General features: G+C 71.8%; 18 protein-coding genes and 1 pseudogene. 13 read left to right on the top strand and 6 right to left on the bottom strand.

Translation table 11 applies throughout. The annotated features are described in order from the left end of the window. Positions 1 to 111: 111 nt before the first annotated feature. The 3 genes and pseudogenes from IE172_RS22750 to IE172_RS34655 all read left to right on the top strand — a co-directional run. Entirely contained in the window at positions 112 to 924 is an 813-nt protein-coding gene (locus IE172_RS22750; protein ID WP_190099145.1) for an SAM-dependent methyltransferase, read from the top strand. Positions 925 to 971: 47 nt separating this feature from the next. Beyond that, positions 972 to 1715, top strand: coding sequence for a class I SAM-dependent DNA methyltransferase (locus tag IE172_RS22745; protein ID WP_190099144.1), 744 nt, complete (start codon positions 972 to 974; stop codon positions 1713 to 1715). Between the two features lie 35 nt (positions 1716 to 1750). Further along, positions 1751 to 1970 (top strand): annotated as a pseudogene (locus IE172_RS34655) (3-keto-alpha-glucoside-1,2-lyase-like domain-containing protein); the annotation flags it as partial. Between the two features lie 91 nt (positions 1971 to 2061). Here the strand turns inward: IE172_RS34655 and IE172_RS22740 are convergent. Together IE172_RS22740 and IE172_RS22735 are read right to left on the bottom strand one after the other, a co-directional pair. Beyond that, positions 2062 to 3702 (bottom strand): MFS transporter, encoded by a 1641-nt coding sequence (locus tag IE172_RS22740; protein ID WP_229886278.1) that lies wholly within the window; start codon positions 3700 to 3702, stop codon positions 2062 to 2064. 217 nt (positions 3703 to 3919) lie between these two features. Further along, positions 3920 to 4696 carry an IclR family transcriptional regulator gene (locus IE172_RS22735; RefSeq protein WP_190099143.1) on the bottom strand — a complete coding sequence of 259 codons (777 nt, stop codon included), beginning with the start codon at positions 4694 to 4696 and terminating at the stop codon, positions 3920 to 3922. A 72-nt stretch (positions 4697 to 4768) separates the two neighbouring features. Here IE172_RS22735 and IE172_RS22730 point away from each other — a divergent pair, with 72 nt between their 5' ends. The 8 genes from IE172_RS22730 (at position 4769) to IE172_RS22695 (ending at position 11908) form a co-directional block, all read left to right on the top strand. Next, entirely contained in the window at positions 4769 to 5929 is a 1161-nt protein-coding gene (locus IE172_RS22730) for a cupin domain-containing protein (RefSeq protein ID WP_190099142.1), read from the top strand. A 1-nt stretch (position 5930) separates the two neighbouring features. Further along, on the top strand, positions 5931 to 6758 hold the full coding sequence (locus IE172_RS22725; protein WP_190099141.1) for a fumarylacetoacetate hydrolase family protein: 828 nt from the start codon (positions 5931 to 5933) through the stop codon (positions 6756 to 6758). Beyond that, a complete protein-coding gene (locus tag IE172_RS22720) occupies positions 6755 to 7387 on the top strand; it encodes a maleylpyruvate isomerase N-terminal domain-containing protein (protein ID WP_190099140.1) in 633 nt (210 codons plus the stop codon). The genes IE172_RS22725 and IE172_RS22720 overlap by 4 nt, the downstream gene beginning before the upstream one ends. Positions 7388 to 7415: 28 nt before the next feature. Next, a complete protein-coding gene (locus IE172_RS22715; protein WP_229886305.1) occupies positions 7416 to 8669 on the top strand; it encodes an FAD-dependent oxidoreductase in 1254 nt (417 codons plus the stop codon). Further along, on the top strand, positions 8666 to 9859 hold the full coding sequence (locus IE172_RS22710; protein ID WP_190099138.1) for a thiolase family protein: 1194 nt from the start codon (positions 8666 to 8668) through the stop codon (positions 9857 to 9859). The genes IE172_RS22715 and IE172_RS22710 overlap by 4 nt, the downstream gene beginning before the upstream one ends. After that, the gene (locus IE172_RS22705; protein WP_190099137.1) at positions 9856 to 10548 is read left to right on the top strand and encodes a 3-oxoacid CoA-transferase subunit A; all 693 of its coding nucleotides are present in this window, start codon (positions 9856 to 9858) and stop codon (positions 10546 to 10548) included. Before IE172_RS22710 ends, IE172_RS22705 begins: the two co-directional genes overlap by 4 nt. Continuing rightward, positions 10548 to 11207: a 3-oxoacid CoA-transferase subunit B gene (locus IE172_RS22700; protein WP_190099136.1), complete on the top strand. Its 660-nt coding sequence runs from the start codon at positions 10548 to 10550 to the stop codon at positions 11205 to 11207. The genes IE172_RS22705 and IE172_RS22700 overlap by 1 nt, the downstream gene beginning before the upstream one ends. 92 nt (positions 11208 to 11299) lie before the next feature. Beyond that, positions 11300 to 11908, top strand: a complete 609-nt coding sequence (locus tag IE172_RS22695) for a TetR/AcrR family transcriptional regulator (RefSeq protein WP_190099135.1) — start codon at positions 11300 to 11302, stop codon at positions 11906 to 11908. A 12-nt stretch (positions 11909 to 11920) separates the two neighbouring features. Here the strand turns inward: IE172_RS22695 and IE172_RS22690 are convergent, their stop codons facing one another. The 4 genes from IE172_RS22690 to IE172_RS22675 are packed head-to-tail and all read right to left on the bottom strand — an operon-like array spanning position 11921 to position 15351. After that, a complete protein-coding gene (locus IE172_RS22690; RefSeq protein WP_190099134.1) occupies positions 11921 to 12844 on the bottom strand; it encodes a LysR family transcriptional regulator in 924 nt (307 codons plus the stop codon). Between the two features lie 10 nt (positions 12845 to 12854). Next, positions 12855 to 13997, bottom strand: coding sequence for an NAD(P)/FAD-dependent oxidoreductase (locus IE172_RS22685; protein WP_190099133.1), 1143 nt, complete (start codon positions 13995 to 13997; stop codon positions 12855 to 12857). Next, positions 13994 to 14182, bottom strand: coding sequence for a ferredoxin (locus IE172_RS22680; protein ID WP_190099132.1), 189 nt, complete (start codon positions 14180 to 14182; stop codon positions 13994 to 13996). Before IE172_RS22680 ends, IE172_RS22685 begins: the two co-directional genes overlap by 4 nt. Then, positions 14179 to 15351, bottom strand: a complete 1173-nt coding sequence (locus IE172_RS22675; RefSeq protein WP_190099131.1) for a cytochrome P450 — start codon at positions 15349 to 15351, stop codon at positions 14179 to 14181. Before IE172_RS22675 ends, IE172_RS22680 begins: the two co-directional genes overlap by 4 nt. A gap of 245 nt (positions 15352 to 15596) precedes the next feature. Here IE172_RS22675 and IE172_RS22670 point away from each other — a divergent pair, with 245 nt between their 5' ends. Both IE172_RS22670 and IE172_RS22665 read left to right on the top strand, forming a co-directional pair. Further along, positions 15597 to 16571 (top strand): phosphotriesterase family protein, encoded by a 975-nt coding sequence (locus tag IE172_RS22670; RefSeq protein WP_190099130.1) that lies wholly within the window; start codon positions 15597 to 15599, stop codon positions 16569 to 16571. A 48-nt stretch (positions 16572 to 16619) separates the two neighbouring features. Then, the gene (locus tag IE172_RS22665; protein WP_190099129.1) at positions 16620 to 17576 is read left to right on the top strand and encodes a phosphotriesterase family protein; all 957 of its coding nucleotides are present in this window, start codon (positions 16620 to 16622) and stop codon (positions 17574 to 17576) included. Positions 17577 to 17578 lie beyond the last annotated feature (2 nt).

Genomic DNA, 17578 nt, shown 5'->3' with positions numbered 1-17578 from the left:
TCCCCGCGAAGTCGGCCGGGCGTCCTGTCGGACAAGCCTGCGCCGACGAGCTGTGGGAACGTAGATTGTGCGTTGGCCAGAACAGCCCACGAACGACTACGGACGGTACTCATGACCGACCCTGCCGCGGCGCCCGGATCAGCGCAACAGAAGATCGACACCTCGGTGCCGCACTCGGCCCGCATCTGGAACTACTGGCTGGGAGGGAAGGACAACTATCCCGTCGACGAGGAAGCCGGTGACGCCTACACCGCCGTCTTCCCCGGCATCGTCACCATCGCCCGCAGCAGCCGGGGCTTCCTGCAGCGCAACATCACCTATCTGGCCGCCGAGCAGGGCATACGCCAGTTCCTGGACATCGGCACCGGGCTGCCCACGGCCGACAACACCCATCAGGTCGCCCAGCGGATCGCACCGGACTCCCGGATCGTCTACGTCGACAACGACCCGATGGTGCTGGCGCACGCCCGCGCGCTGCTCTACTCCACTCCGGAAGGGGCGACGGCGTACGTCGACGCGAACGTCCTGGATCCCGACCGCATCCTGGAGGCCGCGGGGCAGACACTGGACTTCACGCGTCCCACCGCCCTCATCCTCAGCAACATCCTCGGACACATCGCGGACTACGGCCAGGCCCGTTCCATCGTCACCCGGCTGATGGCCGCGCTCCCGTCCGGCAGCTACCTCTCGATCAACGACGGCTCGCGCGGCATCGACCCGGACTTCGAACAGGCCCAGGACGGGTACAACAAGAGCGGCGCCGTCCCCTACAACCTGCGCACCGTCGAGGAGATCACGACGTTCTTCGACGGGCTGGAACTCGTCGATCCCGGCGTCGTCTCGGTCCAGCTCTGGCGTCCGGACACCACCTCGCCCGCGCCGGTGACCATCGCCGAGCACGGCGGCCTCGCCCGCAAGCCCTGACGTAAACCATTGGACAACGCCCCCGCCCGGCGGGGAGCGTTGGCCCGATGGACCGGGAGAAGATCTGGAACGCCGATGCCGCCGGGCGCTACGACACGCCCGGCACCGGCATGTTCGCGCCCGAGGTGCTGGAGCCGGCCGTGGATCGGCTGGCCCGGCTCGCCGGGGGCGGCGCGGCCCTGGAGTTCGCCATCGGCACGGGCCGGGTGGCCGTTCCGCTCGCCGGCCGGGGAGTGCCCGTGACGGGCATCGACTCGTCACGCCCCATGGTGGAGCGGCTGCGCGCCAAGGCCGGGGAATCGGCGATCCCGGTGGTCATCGGTGACATGGCGACCACCACCGCCCCCGGTGAGTACACCCTCGTCTACCTCGTCTACAACACCATCTCCAACCTGCTCACCCAGGCCGAGCAGGTCGAGTGCTTCCGCAACGCCGCCCGCCACCTCGAACCCGGCGGGCGGTTCGTCATCGAGCTGTGGGTGCCCGAACTGCGCACGCTGCCTCCGGGCCGCCGGGCCACGGTCTGGCAATCGGCTCCCGGCCGCATCGGCCTGGACACGTACGACGTCCTCCGTCAGCACGTCGTCTCACACCACTTCCGGTTCGACGAGACCGAACAGGCCCGGCTGTACCGCAGCCCTCACCGCTACATCTGGCCGTCCGAACTCGACCTGATGGCCCAACTGGCGGGCTTCCACCTGGAGTCCAGGCACGCCGACTGGAACGAGGCCCCCTTCACCGCCGATTCGCCCTCCCACGTCTCGGTCTACCGCCTGCCCTCAGCCCCCTAGCGCGCGGCTGCCACGGAACCGGAACACACGGCAGACGGGTGTACGACATCGTCTTCCGCGCCGCGCTGTGACGCCGAGGGCGTCAAGACCTCCGACGCTCGCGTCACCGTGGTGTGGAACGGCCGGAAGATCCACGACGACGTCGCGATCGACGGCCCGACCGGGGGCGGAGCGCCGGAAGGTCCCGCGGCCGGAGCGATCCGGCTGCGGGACCACGGGAACGCGGTGCGCCACCGCAACATCCGTAGAGAACCGCCCGGTCAGGAGCCTGTCCGGCGGATCCTGCCGGAGACGCGGGGGCGCGAGGCGCCGTCGCCTTCCTCCGACGTGATCCGCCGGTCCTGCCCTAGCGCGCGGGGACCGGGTCCGGCGCCGTGCCGTCGTGGGCGGACGACGCGGCGTCGGACTCCTCGTCCTCGACACTGCCCGAACCGCGCAGACCGATCATGCCGAACGCGGTCAGGGCGGCGGCGACGGCGGCCGCCACGGCGCACACCAGGTACGCGGTGCTGAAGCCGCTGCCCAGTGCCTCCAGGGCGACACCGTGCGCCTCCGAGCCCGGGGTGCCGGGCGGCAGGCTGTTCACGGCGATCGGACCGCCGGCGGAGGCGATCTCGCGGGCAGCCGCCGTCTGACCGCCGTTCAGGCCCGCGCCGGGCAGGTTCGCCATGAACGCCGAGCCGGCACCGCTGAGGGCGACGGCGCTGACGACGACCGGACCGAGCGCGAAACCGAGGTCGCGCAGCATGTTGGTGGTCGCGCTCGCCATGCCGGCCAGGTGCCGCGGGACGCTGTTCAGCGCCACGGCCGTCACGGAGCTGACGGTCAGGGCGAAGCCGATGCCGATCAGCAGGGACGGAGCGACGAAGGCGCCGAGTCCGGTGTCGGTGACGTCCATCCGGGCGAACAGCAGACAGCCGATCGCCATCAGGACGAACCCGGAGGTCAGCAGCCAGGTCGCGGCGACCCGGTGCAGCAGGCGCGAGACGACCGGGATCAGCAGGAAGGCGGGCCCCTGGAGCAGCAGGAAGGGGATGGCGACCCGGATCGGGTCCTGGTGCTGCACCGGACCCAGCCACATGCTGGTGGAGAAGCAGGCGCCGAGGAAGGCGAGCATGCCGATCACCGCGACGACCGACGACACGGTGAAGGCCCGGTTGCGGAACAGCTTCAGGTCGAAGATCGGGGACGGTGCGCCCAGCTCCACCAGGACGAACGCGGCGAGGAAGCACGCGCCGACTCCGAAGGCGAGCATCACGGGCAGCGTGGTCCAGCCGGACTCGGGGCCCTCGACGGCGCCGTAGAGGACCAGGATGAGGCCGACGGCGAAGGTGATCTGGCCCGGGACGTCGAGCTTGCGGCCCTCGGGCGCCTTCGACTCGGTGGCCAGCAGCGCCGTCACCACCATGCTGACCAGGGCGAGCCCCACCAGCACCCAGAAGGAACCGCGCCACGAACCGACCTTGGCGAACATGCCGCCGAGCAGCGGCGACACGGCGGCACCCGCGGACAGGAAGCCGCTCCAGAGCGCCACCGCGTGGGCCCGTTCCCGGGTGTTGCGGGTGACGGCGGTGATCGCCGTGAGGGAGCCGGGGAACATGGCACCGGCGCCCAGGCCGTTGAGGGCGGCACCGATCCACAGCACCTGGACGGAGGGGGCGAGCGCGGCCACCGTGCTGCCCGCGGCGACCAGGGCCGTGCCGGCCACGACGAGCCTGCGCCGGCCGAAGAGGTCACCGAGCACACCGAAGGTGAACTCGAAACAGACCACCGCGATCATGAACGCCGCGGTGATCCAGGTGAGCTGGGAACCGTGGGTGTTCAGGTCCTGCTGGAGGAGACCGTTCAGCGAGGCCGGCAGCGCGTTCGCGACCTGGGCCACGAAGACCGCGCCGCAGGCGGCGGCCAGCGTTCCCGCATAGCCCGGCGTCCGGGCGGCCCCCGCGGTCGGGCCCTGGGACGTCCTCGCCCCGTTGTTGAGCGTCATTGCTGTTTCTCCCTGGCTGGGAAAGCGGGTGACCCGCAAACGGGCACCCTGAGAGCGTCAAAGCTCGGCTCTGCGTACGCGGTGGGGGAGGGGGCACGACGCGAGTCCGGCGTGGTGCCGTGGAGAATGGCACTTCGCTTTACGTCACGTCAATGAAATCTGCACAACTTAAGGTGAGCAACCGACATGTAAGACGAAATCGCTGGCGGGGGCGCGCTCAGTCCTCCCCGGCCAGGTCCGCCTCCAGGGCGCGCGCCGCCGTGTCCAGGGTGGCCACCAGGGGCTGAAGACGGTGCGGGTCGTAGCGCGCGCCGGGCATGGACACCGACAGGCCGGCGAGTGCCGTGCCGTCCCGGTCGCGAACCGGTACCCCCACGGCGACGAGACCGCGCTCCGACCGCTCCTGGTTGACGGCGAACCCGTTGCGGCGCAACCGCGCCAGCTCGCTCCGCAGCCGCGCCAGGTCGGGCCGGTCCCCCGGGCGGTCCCGGTAGCGCTCGGGTGCGTACACCTCGTCCAGCTCCTCCTCGGACAGCCCGGCGAGCAGCAGCAGGCCCGCCGTCGTGCGGTGGGCGGGGAAGACCATGCCCTCCCGGGAGCCGACCCGCAGGGCCTGCCGGGACTCGACACTGGCGATGAAGCGGGCCGTGTCCCCGGTGCGCACGATCAGGTTCGTGGTCTCGTCCAGCAGGTCGACGACCCGGCGCAGATGCGGCAGGGCGGCGGCGCGCAGCCGCGACACCAGGGACTGGGAGTGCGCGGCGAGCTCCAGCACCGGACCCGCCCGGTAGACCCGGTCCTCCCCCTGCACCGCGAAATCCCGGTACACGAGCATCGCCAGGAGCCGGTGGGCGGTCGACCGGGCGACGCCCAGCCGCTCGGCCATCTCGGACACGGTCGCGCCACCCTCCATCTGCAGGATGGTCGCCGCGCGCAGCGCGTGGTCGACGCTGGCGATGGGATAGGGCGGCGGTGTCTTGAGCGGTTTGTCCATGTCGGGAGCCTCCGGATTCTGCTCTCCAGAATCTACATGTTCTCCAGAGAGACACGATGCAGGGTGAGTGCTGTGACTCAGTCCTCTTTCGCCCAAGACATCGCTACGGGTTCCCCGGTCCGTCTCCAGGCTGTCGCCGCGGAGGGGCAACCCGAGGTCACCCCGGCGCTCGAAGAGCTGTACCGGGGCTTCGAGCAGGAACTGCTCGTCCCGCTGTGGACCGAGATCGGCGACCTGATGCCGGCCCACCCGCGCTCCCGTGCCGTGCCGCACCTGTGGCGCTGGGAGAAACTGCGGGAACTGGCCGACCGGGCCGGCGGCCTGGTCCCGGTCGGCCGGGGCGGCGAGCGCCGCGCCATCGCGCTGGCCAACCCCTCCCTCGGCGGCCGCCCCTTCGCCACCCCGACCCTGTGGGCGGCCATCCAGTACCTCATGCCCGGTGAGGACGCCCCCGAGCACCGTCACACCCAGCACGCCTTCCGCTTCGTCGTCGAGGGCTCGGGCGTGTGGACGGTCGTCGGCGGCGACCCGGTCCCGATGAACCGCGGTGACTTCCTCCCGCAGGCGGGCTGGAACTGGCACGCCCACCACAACGCCACCTCCGAGCCCATGGCCTGGATCGACGGCCTGGACATCCCCTTCCAGTACGTCACCGAGGCACAGTTCTTCGAGTTCGGCCGCGACGAGATCAGCGACGCCGAGCGGACCACCCCCGAGCGGTCGCGCTCCGAGCGCCTGTGGGGCCACCCGGGCCTGCGCCCGCTGTCGGCCGCGCCCGCCACCCCGGGCAGCCCGCTGCTGTCGTACAAGTGGGAGTACACCAACGCCGCCCTGCGCGACCAGCTGCTGCTGGAGAAGGAGGGCTTCGACGGCACCGTCGAGCCCGGCCACGCCGCGGTGCGCTACGCCAACCCGCACGACGGCTCCGACGTGCTTCCCACCATCCGCGCCGAGTTCCACCGCGTCGCCCGCGGCGCCGAGACCGCCCCGGTGCGCGAGACCGGTTCGTCCGTCTACCAGGTGTTCGACGGTTCCGGCGTCGTCACCGTCGGCGACAGGTCCTGGACGGTGACCCGCGGCGACCTGTTCGTCGTCCCCTCCTGGGAGCCGTTCTCCGCCCGGTCCGAGGCCGGCGCCACCGACTCCGACGAGGGCGCCCTCGACCTGTTCCGCTTCTCCGACGCGCCCGTCTTCGAGGCGCTCAAGCTCGACCGCACCCAGAAGGACGCCTGACATGAAGCTCGCCACCATCCGCACCGCCGACGGCACCCGCGCGGTCCGCCTCGACGGCGACAGCCTCGTCGACCTCGGACACGCCGACCTGGGCGCGCTGTTCGCCGAGGCGGACTGGCAGGACAAGGCCGCCGCCGCCTCCGGCACCACCTACCCGGTCGACGGCGCGGACTTCGCCCCGGTCGTCCCGAACCCCTCCAAGGTCGTCTGCGTCGGCCACAACTACACCAACCACATCAAGGAGATGGGCCGGGACCTGCCCAGCTACCCGACCCTCTTCCCGAAGTTCGCCGAGACCCTGCTGGGCGCCAACGACGACATCGTCAAGCCGGCCGAGACCGAGGCGTTCGACTGGGAGGTCGAGCTGGCCGTCGTGATCGGCAAGGCGGTGCGCCGCGCCGACGAGCAGCAGGCCGCCGACGCCATCGCCGGCTTCACCGTCATGAACGACATCTCGGTGCGCGACTGGCAGTTCCGCACCATCGAGTGGACCCAGGGCAAGATCTGGGAGGCCACCACCCCGGTCGGCCCCTACGTCGTGACCCCCGACGAGGTCGGCGGCGTCCGCCCCGCGCTCGAGGTCAGGACGGTCGTCGACGGCGAGGTCATGCAGCAGGACGACACCGGCACGCTGCTGTTCGACCCGGTCTTCCTGGTGCAGTACATCTCCACCGTCATCACCCTGAAGCCGGGCGACATCATCGCCACCGGCACCCCGGCCGGCGTGGGCAACGCCCGCGACCCCAAGGTGTTCCTGCTCCCCGGCCAGCACGTGGTCACCGAGATCTCCGGTCTGGGCGCCTGCGCCAACAAGGTGGTCGAGGGATGACCGCCCCACGGACGCTCGCCGAGGCGCGCGCGTGGGCCCGCACCGGCACCGAGCTGATGCTCGACGCCGTCGCGGGCTTCGACGAGGACGCCTTCACGGCCCCGAGCGTGCTGCCGGGCTGGTCCCGCAAGCACCTGGTGGCGCACGTCGCCGCCAACGCCGACGCGCTGTGCAACCTGGTGCACTGGGCGGCCACCGGCGAGGAGACGCCGATGTACGCCTCCGCCGAGGAGCGCGCCGCCGGCATCGCCAAGGGCCCCACCCTCTCCGCCGGCGAGCTCCGCTCCTGGCTCACCGACTCCGCGAACAAGCTCGCGGCGGGACTCGACGGGCTCACCGACGAGCAGTGGCGGCACGAGGTCGTCACCGTTCAGGGCCGTACCGTCCCCGCCACCGAACTGCCCTGGATGCGTGCCCGCGAGGTCTGCGTCCACGCCGCCGACCTCGGCAGCGCGGTCGTCACCTTCGCCGACCTCCCGAAGGGCTTCCTGACCGCCCTGGTCGCCGAGATCGGCGCCAGACGGGAACTGGCCGAACTCCCCGACGGCCCGCTCCCCGAGGTCGCCGCATGGCTGGCCGGCCGTCCCCACTCGCTCGCCGACGCTCCCGAGCTCGGCCCGTGGCTGTAGAGAAGTGAGTCCCATGTCCAACCCTGATGTGATCGTGGTCGGTGGCGGCATCGGCGGCCTCGGTGTGGCGTTCTCGCTGACCCGCCAGGACCGACGCGTCCGCCTGCTGGAGAGCGCCCCCGCCTTCGGCGAGGTCGGCGCCGGCATCCAGCTCGCCCCCAACTGCACCCGCATCCTCGACGACTACGGCCTGCTGGACGAGGCCAAGAGCCTCGGCGTCGTCCCGGACGCGATGGTCATGCGCGACGCCGTCGACGGCGACGAACTGACCCGGCTCGACCTGCGCGACCTCGAGAAGCGCTACGGCTACCCGTACCTGGTCATCCACCGCAGCGACCTGCACGGCCTGCTGCTGCGCGCCTGCGAACGCGCCGGCGTCGAACTGATCAACGACGCGCACGTCACCTCGTACGAGAACACCGACGGCGGCGCCCGCGTGACCACCGCCGCCGGCGAGACGCACGAGGCCGGCATGGTCATCGCCGCCGACGGCCTGCACTCGGCCGCCCGCAAGCTGTTCGTCGACGACCGGCCTGTCTCCTCGGCCTACGTCGCCTACCGCGGCACCGTTCCCGCCGACCAGCCGCGGGTGAAGTCCGTCGACCTCAGCGAGGTGGTCGTCCACATCGGCCCCGGCTGCCACTTCGTCCACTACGGACTGCGCGGCGGCGCCATGCTCAACCAGGTCGCCGTCTTCGAGTCGCCCAAGGCACTGGCCGGACAGGACGACTGGGGAACCCCCGACGAGCTCGACGCGGCCTTCGCCCGGACCAGCGAGTTCGTCCGGGACGGCCTGCCCTTCATGTGGCGGGAGAAGTGGTGGCGGATGTTCGACCGCGACCCGATCATGACGTGGGTCCACGGCCGGATCGCGCTGCTCGGCGACTCCGCGCACCCGCCGCTGCAGTACATCGCCCAGGGCGCGATCATGGCCATCGAGGACGGCTGGGTGCTGGGCGAGCACGTGGCCCGCAACCGCGCCGAGGACGGCACGGTCGACTGGAGCACCGCGCTCGCCGCCTACGAGGCCGTCCGCCCGGAGCACTGCCGCCGAGTACTGACCACCTCCCGCAAGTGGGGCGAGCTGTGGCACCTCGACGGTGTCGACCGGGAGCGGCGCAACGTGCTGCTGCGCGCCCGCGACACCTACGACTACACCTTCACGGACTGGCTGTACGGCCCGACCGCGCTGACTCCCGACCAGGAGCCGGAGATGTTCACGCCGATCCCCCTGGACTCGGTGCCCGTCGGGGAACCCCTGCCCGCGGGTGAGGCGGCATGAGCGAGGCCTACCTCTACGCGGCGGCCCGCACCCCGTTCGGACGGTTCAACGGCGCCCTCGCCGGGGTGCGCCCCGACGATCTCGCCGCCACCGCGCTGACCGGGCTGCTGGACAAGGCGCCCGCCCTGGACCGCGCCGCGATCGGCGACGTGGTGTGGGGCAACGCCAACGGCGCCGGTGAGGACAACCGCAACGTCGGCCGGATGGCCGCGCTGCTGGCCGGGCTGCCGGTGAGCGTGCCCGCCACCACCGTCAACCGGCTGTGCGGTTCCAGCCTCGACGCGGCGATCATCGCCTCGCGCACCCTGGAGACCGGCGACGCGGACATCGTCGTCGCCGGCGGGGTCGAGTCCATGACCCGCGCGCCGTGGGTGCTGCCCAAGCCGGACCGGGCCTTCCCGGCCCGCGACGTCACGGCCGTCTCCACCACCCTCGGCTGGCGGCTGGTCAACCCCGCCATGCCGAAGGAGTGGACGGTCTCGCTGGGGGAGAGCAACGAGCTCCTCCGGGAGAGGTTCTCGATCTCCCGGGAACGGCAGGACGCGTTCGCCGCGCGTTCCCACCGGCTCGCCGACGCCGCCTGGGACGACGGCTTCTACGACGGCCTGGTCCTGCCCGTGCGGGACCTCGCCCGCGACGAGGGCATCCGCCCCGGTACCGACCCCGGGAAGCTGGCGGCCCTGAAGCCGTCGTTCCGGCCCGACGGGACGATCACGGCCGGCAACGCCTCCCCGCTGAGCGACGGCGCCTCGGCCGTGCTGCTGGGCACCGGGGCGGCGGCCGACCGGATCGGCCTCGCGCCCGCCGCGCGGATCGCCGGGCGCGGTGTGCACGCGGTCGAGCCGCAGGCGTTCGGCTTCGCCCCCGTGGAGGCGGCCGAGAAGGCGCTGCGCCGCGCGGGCATCGGCTGGGACGACGTCGGCGCGGTCGAGCTGAACGAGGCGTTCGCCGTGCAGTCCCTCGCCTGCGTGGACGCCTGGGGCATCGACCCCGACATCGTCAACACCCGCGGCGGTGCGATCGCGCTCGGGCACCCGCTGGGCGCCTCGGGCGGCCGGCTGCTGGGCACCCTGGCCGAGGTGCTGCGCGAGCGGCGGCAGCGCTGGGGTGTGGCGGCCATCTGCATCGGCGTGGGCCAGGCCCTCGCCGTGGTGCTGGAGAACGTGACCGACGAGGTGAGCCGGGGATGACCACGACCATCGCCGCCACGACCGACGAGGCCGTGGCGGGCGTCGAGGACGGCTCCACCGTCCTGGTGGGCGGATTCGGCCTGGCGGGCATGCCGTTCGACATCATCGACGCGCTCATCCGGCAGGGCGCCACGGATCTGACCGTGGTGTCCAACAACGCCGGCAACGGTGACGTGGGCCTGGCGGCGCTGCTGAAGGCGGGCCGGGTGCGCAAGGTGATCTGCTCCTTCCCCCGGCAGAGCGACTCCTACGTCTTCGACGACCTGTACCGCGCGGGGCGCGTCGACCTCGAGGTCGTGCCGCAGGGCACCCTCGCCGAGCGGATGCGGGCCGCCGGGGCGGGCATCGGCGCCTTCTACAGCCCCGTCGGTGTCGGCACCCCCCTGGCCGAGGGCAAGGAGACGCGGGAGATCGGCGGCCGCGTCCACGTCCTGGAGTACCCGATCAAGGGTGACGTGGCGCTGATCTCCGCACACCGCGCGGACACCCTGGGCAACCTCGTCTACCGCAAAACCGCCCGGAACTTCGGCCCCGTCATGGCCACCGCCGCGGCCACGGTCGTCGCCCAGGTCACCGAGATCGTGCCCGTCGGGGAGATCGACCCGGAGACCGTGATCACCCCGGGCATCTACGTCGACCGACTGGTACGCGCCGAGGCCCGCCGGCTGACCGTGCAAGGAGCCCGCTGATGACCACCACCTCGGAGCGGGCGGACCGCGGCCCGCTCACCACCGACGAACTCGCCGCGCGCATCGCCCGCGACATCCCGGCCGGTTCCTACGTCAACCTCGGCATCGGGCAGCCGACCCGGATCGCCGAGCACCTGGCGCCGGACGCGGGCATCGTGCTGCACACCGAGAACGGGATGCTCGGCATGGGCCCGGCCGCGACCGGTGACGAGGTCGACCCCGACCTCACCAACGCGGGCAAGGTGCCGGTCACCGAGCTGCCCGGGGCGGCGTACTTCCACCACGCCGACTCCTTCGCCATGATGCGCGGCGGTCACCTCGACGTGTGCGTGCTCGGGGCGTTCCAGGTCTCCCAGCACGGCGACCTGGCCAACTGGCACACCGGCGACCCCGACGCCATTCCCGCCGTGGGCGGCGCGATGGACCTCGCCGTGGGGGCCCGGCAGGTCCTGGTGATGATGAAGCTGTTCACCCGGGACGGCGCCCCCAAGCTCGTTCCCGCGTGCACGTACCCGCTCACCGGGCCCGGCTGCGTCCACCGCGTCTACACCGATCACGGCGTCTTCGCCGTCGGTCCGGACGGCGTCCGGGTGCTGGAGACGTACGGCGTCACGGTGGCGGAACTGAGGGAGCGGCTCGCGGTCGAGCTGCACCCCTGATGCTTTACGTCACGTAAGGACTGCGTTTGTGGCGTCGGCTCACAGTCCGGTGCGTTGCGTTCGCCATGCCGGGACGGCATAGGATCTCCGGCATGGCGAACCTTCGTGAGGCACAGAAGCAGATGACCCGCCGTCTGCTGCTGGAGTCGGGACTCGAGCTGTTCAAGACGAAGGGCTACGCCGCCACCACGGTCGACGACATCGCGACCGCCGCGGGCACCACACGCGTGACCTTCTACGCGTACTTCCCCTCCCGCAGCGAACTGATGAAGGCGCTCATCGACGAGCAGCTCAACGAGGCGCTGCAGCGTGTCCGGTCCCCCGAGCACGGCTCCACCGCCCGGGACCTCGTCGACACCGTCGCGGAGGGGACGCCGGAGGCGATCATGGCCTGGCTGCGGCGCACCGCCGAGATCTGGCCGGCCATCCGCCCGATCATCCGCGTCGGCCGCGACGCCTCGGTCGTCGACCCGGACCTCCCCGACCTGGTCGAGCGCTGGCTGGAGGAGGCCATCAGCGACGTCGAGGACGGCTTGGCCGTGGCCGGACGCCTCGCACCTCATCAGCGTCACTTCCGGGGCGTCCTCGCGATCGCCGAACTCGACTTCGTCTCCCAGCACTGGGACCGTTCCGACTGGAAGCTCACGCGCGACCAGATGCTCGACGAGCTCGCCGCCAGCTGGGTACGCCTGCTGAACTGATCCCGCCCGGGGTCACAGGGGCTTCGCCGCGTCGAACAGCAGGGTCCGCAGCCACTCCACGAAGAACTGGTCGCTCAGCCGGGGATTCCACACCATGTCGATGCCGAGCCCGGGAAGCGGGAAGGGGAACTCCTCGATCCGCAGTTCGGCGAGCGTGCGCATCGTGACGGCGACCCGGTGGCGCAGCAGCGCGACGCCGCCCCCGCGCGCGACCAGGAACGGCACCAGCAGGTAGTCGGAACTGAACTGGCCGACCCGGTAGGGGATGCCCTTGTCCTCCAGCACCGCATAGGGGAACACCCGCCGTTCGGTGTCCACGACGACGTGCGGCTGGGTGGTCAGCAGGTCGAGCGCGCTCGCCTCCGGCGGCGCCTCCGCCGAGGCCACCACCACACAGCGGTCGTCGTACAGCCGCTCGCGCGGGTGGGGCGAGAAGTGCCCCTCGGAGATCAGCACCACGTCGACGCCCTGGTCCGAGAAGGTCGCCTCGGTCGGCACGGCGATGGTGCGCAGCCGCAGGGTGGCGTGCGGGGCGTGCTCGGCGACCAGCCGCATCAGCCGGGGGCCGATGACGAACGCGGTGCTGTTGGTCAGGGCGACCGTGATGACCCGCCGGTCCGTGGCGGGATCGAAGGAGGGGAAGTTCACCACGCGTGCCGTCTGCCGCAGGGCGGTGCGCAGCGGTCCGAGCAGTTCCAGCGCGCGCGGGGTCAGCGTGACGCCCGTCCCGTGCCGGACGACGAGCTCGTCCCCCAGCATCCGCCGCATCCTCGTCAGGGCGTGGCTCATCGCCGGCTGTGACAGGCCGACCCGCTCCGCGGCCCGGGTCACCGAACGCTCCTCCAGCAGCGCGAGGAGGGGCACCAGCAGGTTGAGGTTGACCGACGCCAGCCGGTCGAGACCCGAACCCGTGGTGCCCTCCGCCTCCGCGCCCATGCGGCGAACCTTACGCCGCCGCCCGGGTCATCCGGCGAAGCCGGGGGACGGGTATCCGGTAGTCGAGTGCCACGGCGTCGGCGGTGCCGTCCGCGTGCGGCCAGCGCATCAGCGCCGGGCCGCCCCCCGGGCTCCCGTCGACGTACTCCGGTGCGCCTTCGACGGGAAGGTCGCCCACCGCCTTCAGGCTCAGCCCGAACTGCTCGGTCCAGAAGTACGACTGGAAGTCGAGTTCGGGCGCCTCGTCGCCGCGGACCAGGGCCCTGGCGGCGACCTTCGCCTGCTCGATCGCGCTGCTCCACAGCGGGACGCGGCGCACTCCCCGGGCGGTGGGGAACGCCGCGAGGTCACCGACCGCCGCCACGTCGGGGCGGACCAGGCCCCGGGTGTCGACCGGCACGGCACCCTTCGCGGTGAGCCCCGAGCCGGCCAGCCACTCCGTGTTGGGGACGTCGCCGGCGGCGGTGAGGATCACCTCCGCCTCCAGGACCGGGCCCTCGGCGAGGACGACACGGGCGTCACCGCCGTGGCCCTCGATCCGCGCGGCCCCGGTCTCCACGACGGCGAGTCCCCGCTCCCGCGCGGCTCCGACGAGGACACCGGCGAGGTAGGGGCCGAGCTGAAGGACCAGCGGGACGCCCTGGGAGACCACGGTGACCTCGCATCCCGCGGCCAGGCAGCCCGACGCGATCTCCATGCCGAGCGGGCCGCCGCCCACCACGACGACCGACGGCCTGGCCGCCAGGCGTCCGCGCAGCGTCAGCGCGTCGTCCAGCCCGCGCAGGGTGAGCTCCCCGGGCAGGTCGGACAGCCGTCTGGCCCGGGAGCCGGTGGCCAGCACGACACGGTTGTACGGCAGGACCGTACCGTCCTCGAGCGTGACCCGCCGGCGGTCCGGGTCCAGCCCGGTCGCCCGCACACCGAGCAGCTCCGTCGCCCCGTGGCCGGCCGGCGGCAGCCGGTGCGAGGCCATGTCGGCGTGGTCCAGCAGCAGCGCCTTGGACAGGGCCGGGCGGCTGTACGCCGGGTGCGGTTCGTCGCCGACGACGGTCAGCTCGCCGTCGAAGCCCGCCTCGCGGAGCGTGTCGGCGGCCGTGAGCCCGGCGATCCCGTTGCCGACGACGACCACGCGCTTCAGGGTGGCGGTGCTCATTCGACCCTCAGGGCGGCGACCGGGCACACACGGGCGGCGGCGTTCGCCAGGGCGGCGTCGGCGCCGTCGACCTCCTCGCGGTCCAGCACCAGTTCGCCCTCGTCGTCGAGGTGCATGAGCTGCGGCGCGGCCTCCTCGCACAGGCCGTGGCCCTCGCAGCGGGGGCGGTCGAGAACGATCCTCATGCGGGGATCACCTCCAGGACGGGGAGCTCTTCGATGCTCCGGGTGGTGTTGCCGGGGACGCGGACCTCGGGTGCGGTGACGAGGCGCTCGACGCGCCGGGACAGCGCCTCGATCACGGCGTGCGCCTCCAGGCGGGCGAGTCCCTGGCCGGCACAGCCGTGGGGGCCGTAGCCGAACGACAGGTGGTCGACCGGGTTGCGCGCGACGAGGAAGGAATCGGGGTCGTCGTAGTGCCGCGGGTCGCGGTTGCCGGCGCCGAGCAGCACGGCCACCTGGGAGCCCGCCGGGATGAGGGTCCCGTCGACCTCGACGTCCCTCGTCGCGCGCCGGCCCCAGGCGTTGATGGGCGGCCAGAAGCGCAGCACCTCGTTGAACGCCGCCGGCACCAGCGCGGGGTCGGCGCGGACCAGGGCGAGCTGGTCGGGGTGGCGGGCGAAGAGGGCGACGATGTTGCCGATCGCCGCGATGGTGGTGTCGACGCCGGCACCCAGGTACTGGTGGATGATGTGGCCGGCCGTGTTCGCCGGGACGGCGCCGCGCGCCTCGGCGTCGAAGATGCCGCGGCCCACGGAACCTTCGGCCAGGTCCGCGGCCGTGACCTGCGAGCACCAGGCGTAGAGCTCCCCGGCGACGGGGAAGTTCTCGGCGGTGCGCTGGTTCATCGGGCCGAGGACCTGCATGGCGGCCTGTCCCCAGCGCAGCATGTTGTCGCGCACGTGGCCCGTGAAGCCGATCAGGTCCGCGACGACCTCCAGCGGGAAGGCCCGGGCGAGGGCGTCGATGGCCTCGAACGAGCCCTTCTCGACGAGCCCGGCGACGAGCGCGTCGGCCTTCGCGTCGATGCCGGCCTTGAGACCGCGCAGCGCACGCGGGGAGAGGTTCTCCGTGAGCGTGGCGCGCAACCGGGTGTGCACGGGCGGGTCGGAGGCGAGCGACGTTCCGGTGAGCGCCTCGTTGGCCATCGGATTGAACGCGATCGAGGCCGACGAGAACGACTCCCAGTCCGCGAGGGCGTCACGGACCACGTCGTACCGCGTCAGCGCGTAGACGTCGTTGTGCGGGAGGTGGACGACGGGGCCCCGTTCCCGCAGTTCGGCGTAGACGGGGTACGGGTCGAGCACGACGTCGTCGGCGAAGAGGTCGACGTCGGAGGTGGGAGGAGTACGCATGCCCTCAGTGAAGACCTGGACCCCTCATCGAACAAATGAATGCTTTACATGCTCCTTCATGCACGGCGTGCATGTGACGACTCGCGGAGCGGGGGTGAAAGGGGTCATGAGCCGTTCGCGCAACCCCTGCACCTTTGTTTTTTCGTGGTGTTCGTTTCATTGACGGCATGTAAAGCGAATGGCTACCGTGACGGCACCCACAGGGCGTGCAGCGCGCACCCCGCACCGGAAGACGTGAGGCAGGCATGAGCGTCAAGAGCAGCACCGTGAACACCGTCCTCGGCCCCGTGCCGGCGGACGAACTGGGCGTCGTCTCGGTCCACGAGGCGTTGCTGTCGGTGGTGCCGGGCGCCGAGCACGCCCACGACATCCGCATCGACCGCGCGGAGGTCTTCGAGACCCTCGCCGCGAAGCTCAGGGACTTCCGCTCCCACGGCGGCGGCACGATCGTCGACAGCACCGGCATGTTCCACGGCCGCGACGTCCCGCTCTACGAGACCCTCGCCCGGACGACCGGTGTGCACATCGTCGCCTCGACGGGCCAGGGACCGGAGGAACTCCTCGGCGGGTACTTCCTCACCCCGCAGACCAACCCGCCCACCCCGTGGCCGGCGGAGAAGTTCGCCGACCTCTTCACCAAGGAGGTCACCGAGGGCATGGTGGTCCCGCGGGTCGAGCGTCGCGGCGCGGCGGGCCTGGTGGCCACCGCCGCGACCCGCGAGGGCATGACCGCGACCGACGAGAGCCTGTTCCGGGGTGCGGCCCGGACCGCTCTGAACACCGGCGTGGCGGTCTCCGTCCGGTACGGCAGGGACGCCCTCCACGACCTCGACGTCGTCCTCGACGAGAAGCTGCCCGCCGACCGCGTGGTCGTCGGCGGACTCGACCGCAAGGACGCCGTCGCCGCCGGCGCGCCCCTGGAGGTCGCCCGCCGCGGCGCCTACGTCGCCCTGGACCACGTGGGCACCGAGGACGACACCCACCTCACCGACGCCGAGCGAGCCGACCTGGTCGCCGGCCTCGTCGGGGCCGGCTTCGCCGGCCGGATCCTGCTGTCGGCCGGCGCGACCGGCGTGGCGAAGGGCCACACCGGCAACGACCTGCCCTACAGCTACGTCCTGACCACCTTCGTCCCGCTCCTGAAGACACAGGGTCTCAGCGACGAGGACGCGCGGCGGATTCTCGTGGAGAACCCGCGCGACCTGCTGTCGGTGCGCTGAGCGCACCGGCACCGACCACCGTCAAGTCTCTACTCAAAGGTGAGTGTTGTGTCGAGAGTGAACACGGTCCTGGGGCCGGTCCCGGCCGAGGAGCTGGGACTCGTGGCCGTCCACGAGCACATCGGGTACGGCATGCCCGGCTCCGAACTGGACACCACGTGGTGGAAGACCCCCGAGCAGCGGTACGAGGAGACCGTCCCGAAGCTGCGCGCCTTCCACGAGTACGGCGGCGGCACCTTCGTGGACGCGACCGGCATCTGCAACGGCCGTGACGTCGACCACTACAAGTCGCTGTCCGCGAAGACCGGCGTGCACATCGTCGCCTGCACCGGCTTCGTCGGAGGCGACACCGCCCTGCCGCACTTCGCGAACGCCGGCGTGGACTACCTCATGCGGCAGTTCGTCCACGAGATCACCGTCGGCATCGGCGACACCGGCAGCCTCGCCGGCGTCATCAAGGTCGGCGTCAGCCGCGGCGGCCGCATGACGGACCTGGACAAGCGCATCTACCGCGCCGCCGCCCGCGCCTCGCTCACCACCGGCGCGCCGCTGCTCACCCACCTGGCCATCGACGCCGAGAACGCGATCTCGATCTTCGACGAAGAGGGCCTGCCGCTGGACCGCGTCCTCTTCGGGCACGTCGACGACGGAGTGAACGCCGACAAGACGCGCGACGTGTGGATCGCCGAGAAGGGCGGCCGCATCGGCTTCGACACCTTCGGCTACGAGACCGAGCTGCCCGACCCGCCGTTCTGGGCCCGCCCCCGCAAGGAGCGCCTCGACCACTTCCTGCGGTTCATCGACGGCGGCCGGCGGCTGAAGCAGGTGCTCGCCTCCGCCGACGCCAACTGCAGCCCGCTCGGCTGGCCGGGCGTCAAGGGCCACACCGTCAACTACATCTTCGAGGACCTCATCCCGGACCTCCGCGCCGCGGGTCTCGACGACGCCGCCATCAAGACGATCTTCGTCGACAACCCGGCCGACTTCCTCACCCTTCAGAAGTAGAG

The organism is Streptomyces griseoflavus, from assembly GCF_014649995.1.
GTDB classification, from domain to species: domain Bacteria; phylum Actinomycetota; class Actinomycetes; order Streptomycetales; family Streptomycetaceae; genus Streptomyces; species Streptomyces griseoflavus.
This window is presented reverse-complemented; position numbering and strand designations above follow the sequence as displayed.

Excerpts from the sequence above, each read along its gene's own strand:
- IE172_RS22750 (WP_190099145.1), top strand. The coding sequence starts at position 112 with ATGACCGACCCTGCCGCGGCGCCCGGATCAGCGCAACAGAAGATCGAC.
- IE172_RS22745 (WP_190099144.1), top strand. The coding sequence starts at position 972 with ATGGACCGGGAGAAGATCTGGAACGCCGATGCCGCCGGGCGCTACGAC.
- IE172_RS22740 (WP_229886278.1), bottom strand. The coding sequence starts at position 3,702 with ATGACGCTCAACAACGGGGCGAGGACGTCCCAGGGCCCGACCGCGGGG.
- IE172_RS22735 (WP_190099143.1), bottom strand. The coding sequence starts at position 4,696 with ATGGACAAACCGCTCAAGACACCGCCGCCCTATCCCATCGCCAGCGTC.
- IE172_RS22725 (WP_190099141.1), top strand. The coding sequence starts at position 5,931 with ATGAAGCTCGCCACCATCCGCACCGCCGACGGCACCCGCGCGGTCCGC.
- IE172_RS22720 (WP_190099140.1), top strand. The coding sequence starts at position 6,755 with ATGACCGCCCCACGGACGCTCGCCGAGGCGCGCGCGTGGGCCCGCACC.
- IE172_RS22710 (WP_190099138.1), top strand. The coding sequence starts at position 8,666 with ATGAGCGAGGCCTACCTCTACGCGGCGGCCCGCACCCCGTTCGGACGG.
- IE172_RS22705 (WP_190099137.1), top strand. The coding sequence starts at position 9,856 with ATGACCACGACCATCGCCGCCACGACCGACGAGGCCGTGGCGGGCGTC.
- IE172_RS22700 (WP_190099136.1), top strand. The coding sequence starts at position 10,548 with ATGACCACCACCTCGGAGCGGGCGGACCGCGGCCCGCTCACCACCGAC.
- IE172_RS22695 (WP_190099135.1), top strand. The coding sequence starts at position 11,300 with ATGGCGAACCTTCGTGAGGCACAGAAGCAGATGACCCGCCGTCTGCTG.
- IE172_RS22690 (WP_190099134.1), bottom strand. The coding sequence starts at position 12,844 with ATGGGCGCGGAGGCGGAGGGCACCACGGGTTCGGGTCTCGACCGGCTG.
- IE172_RS22685 (WP_190099133.1), bottom strand. The coding sequence starts at position 13,997 with ATGAGCACCGCCACCCTGAAGCGCGTGGTCGTCGTCGGCAACGGGATC.
- IE172_RS22680 (WP_190099132.1), bottom strand. The coding sequence starts at position 14,182 with ATGAGGATCGTTCTCGACCGCCCCCGCTGCGAGGGCCACGGCCTGTGC.
- IE172_RS22675 (WP_190099131.1), bottom strand. The coding sequence starts at position 15,351 with ATGCGTACTCCTCCCACCTCCGACGTCGACCTCTTCGCCGACGACGTC.
- IE172_RS22670 (WP_190099130.1), top strand. The coding sequence starts at position 15,597 with ATGAGCGTCAAGAGCAGCACCGTGAACACCGTCCTCGGCCCCGTGCCG.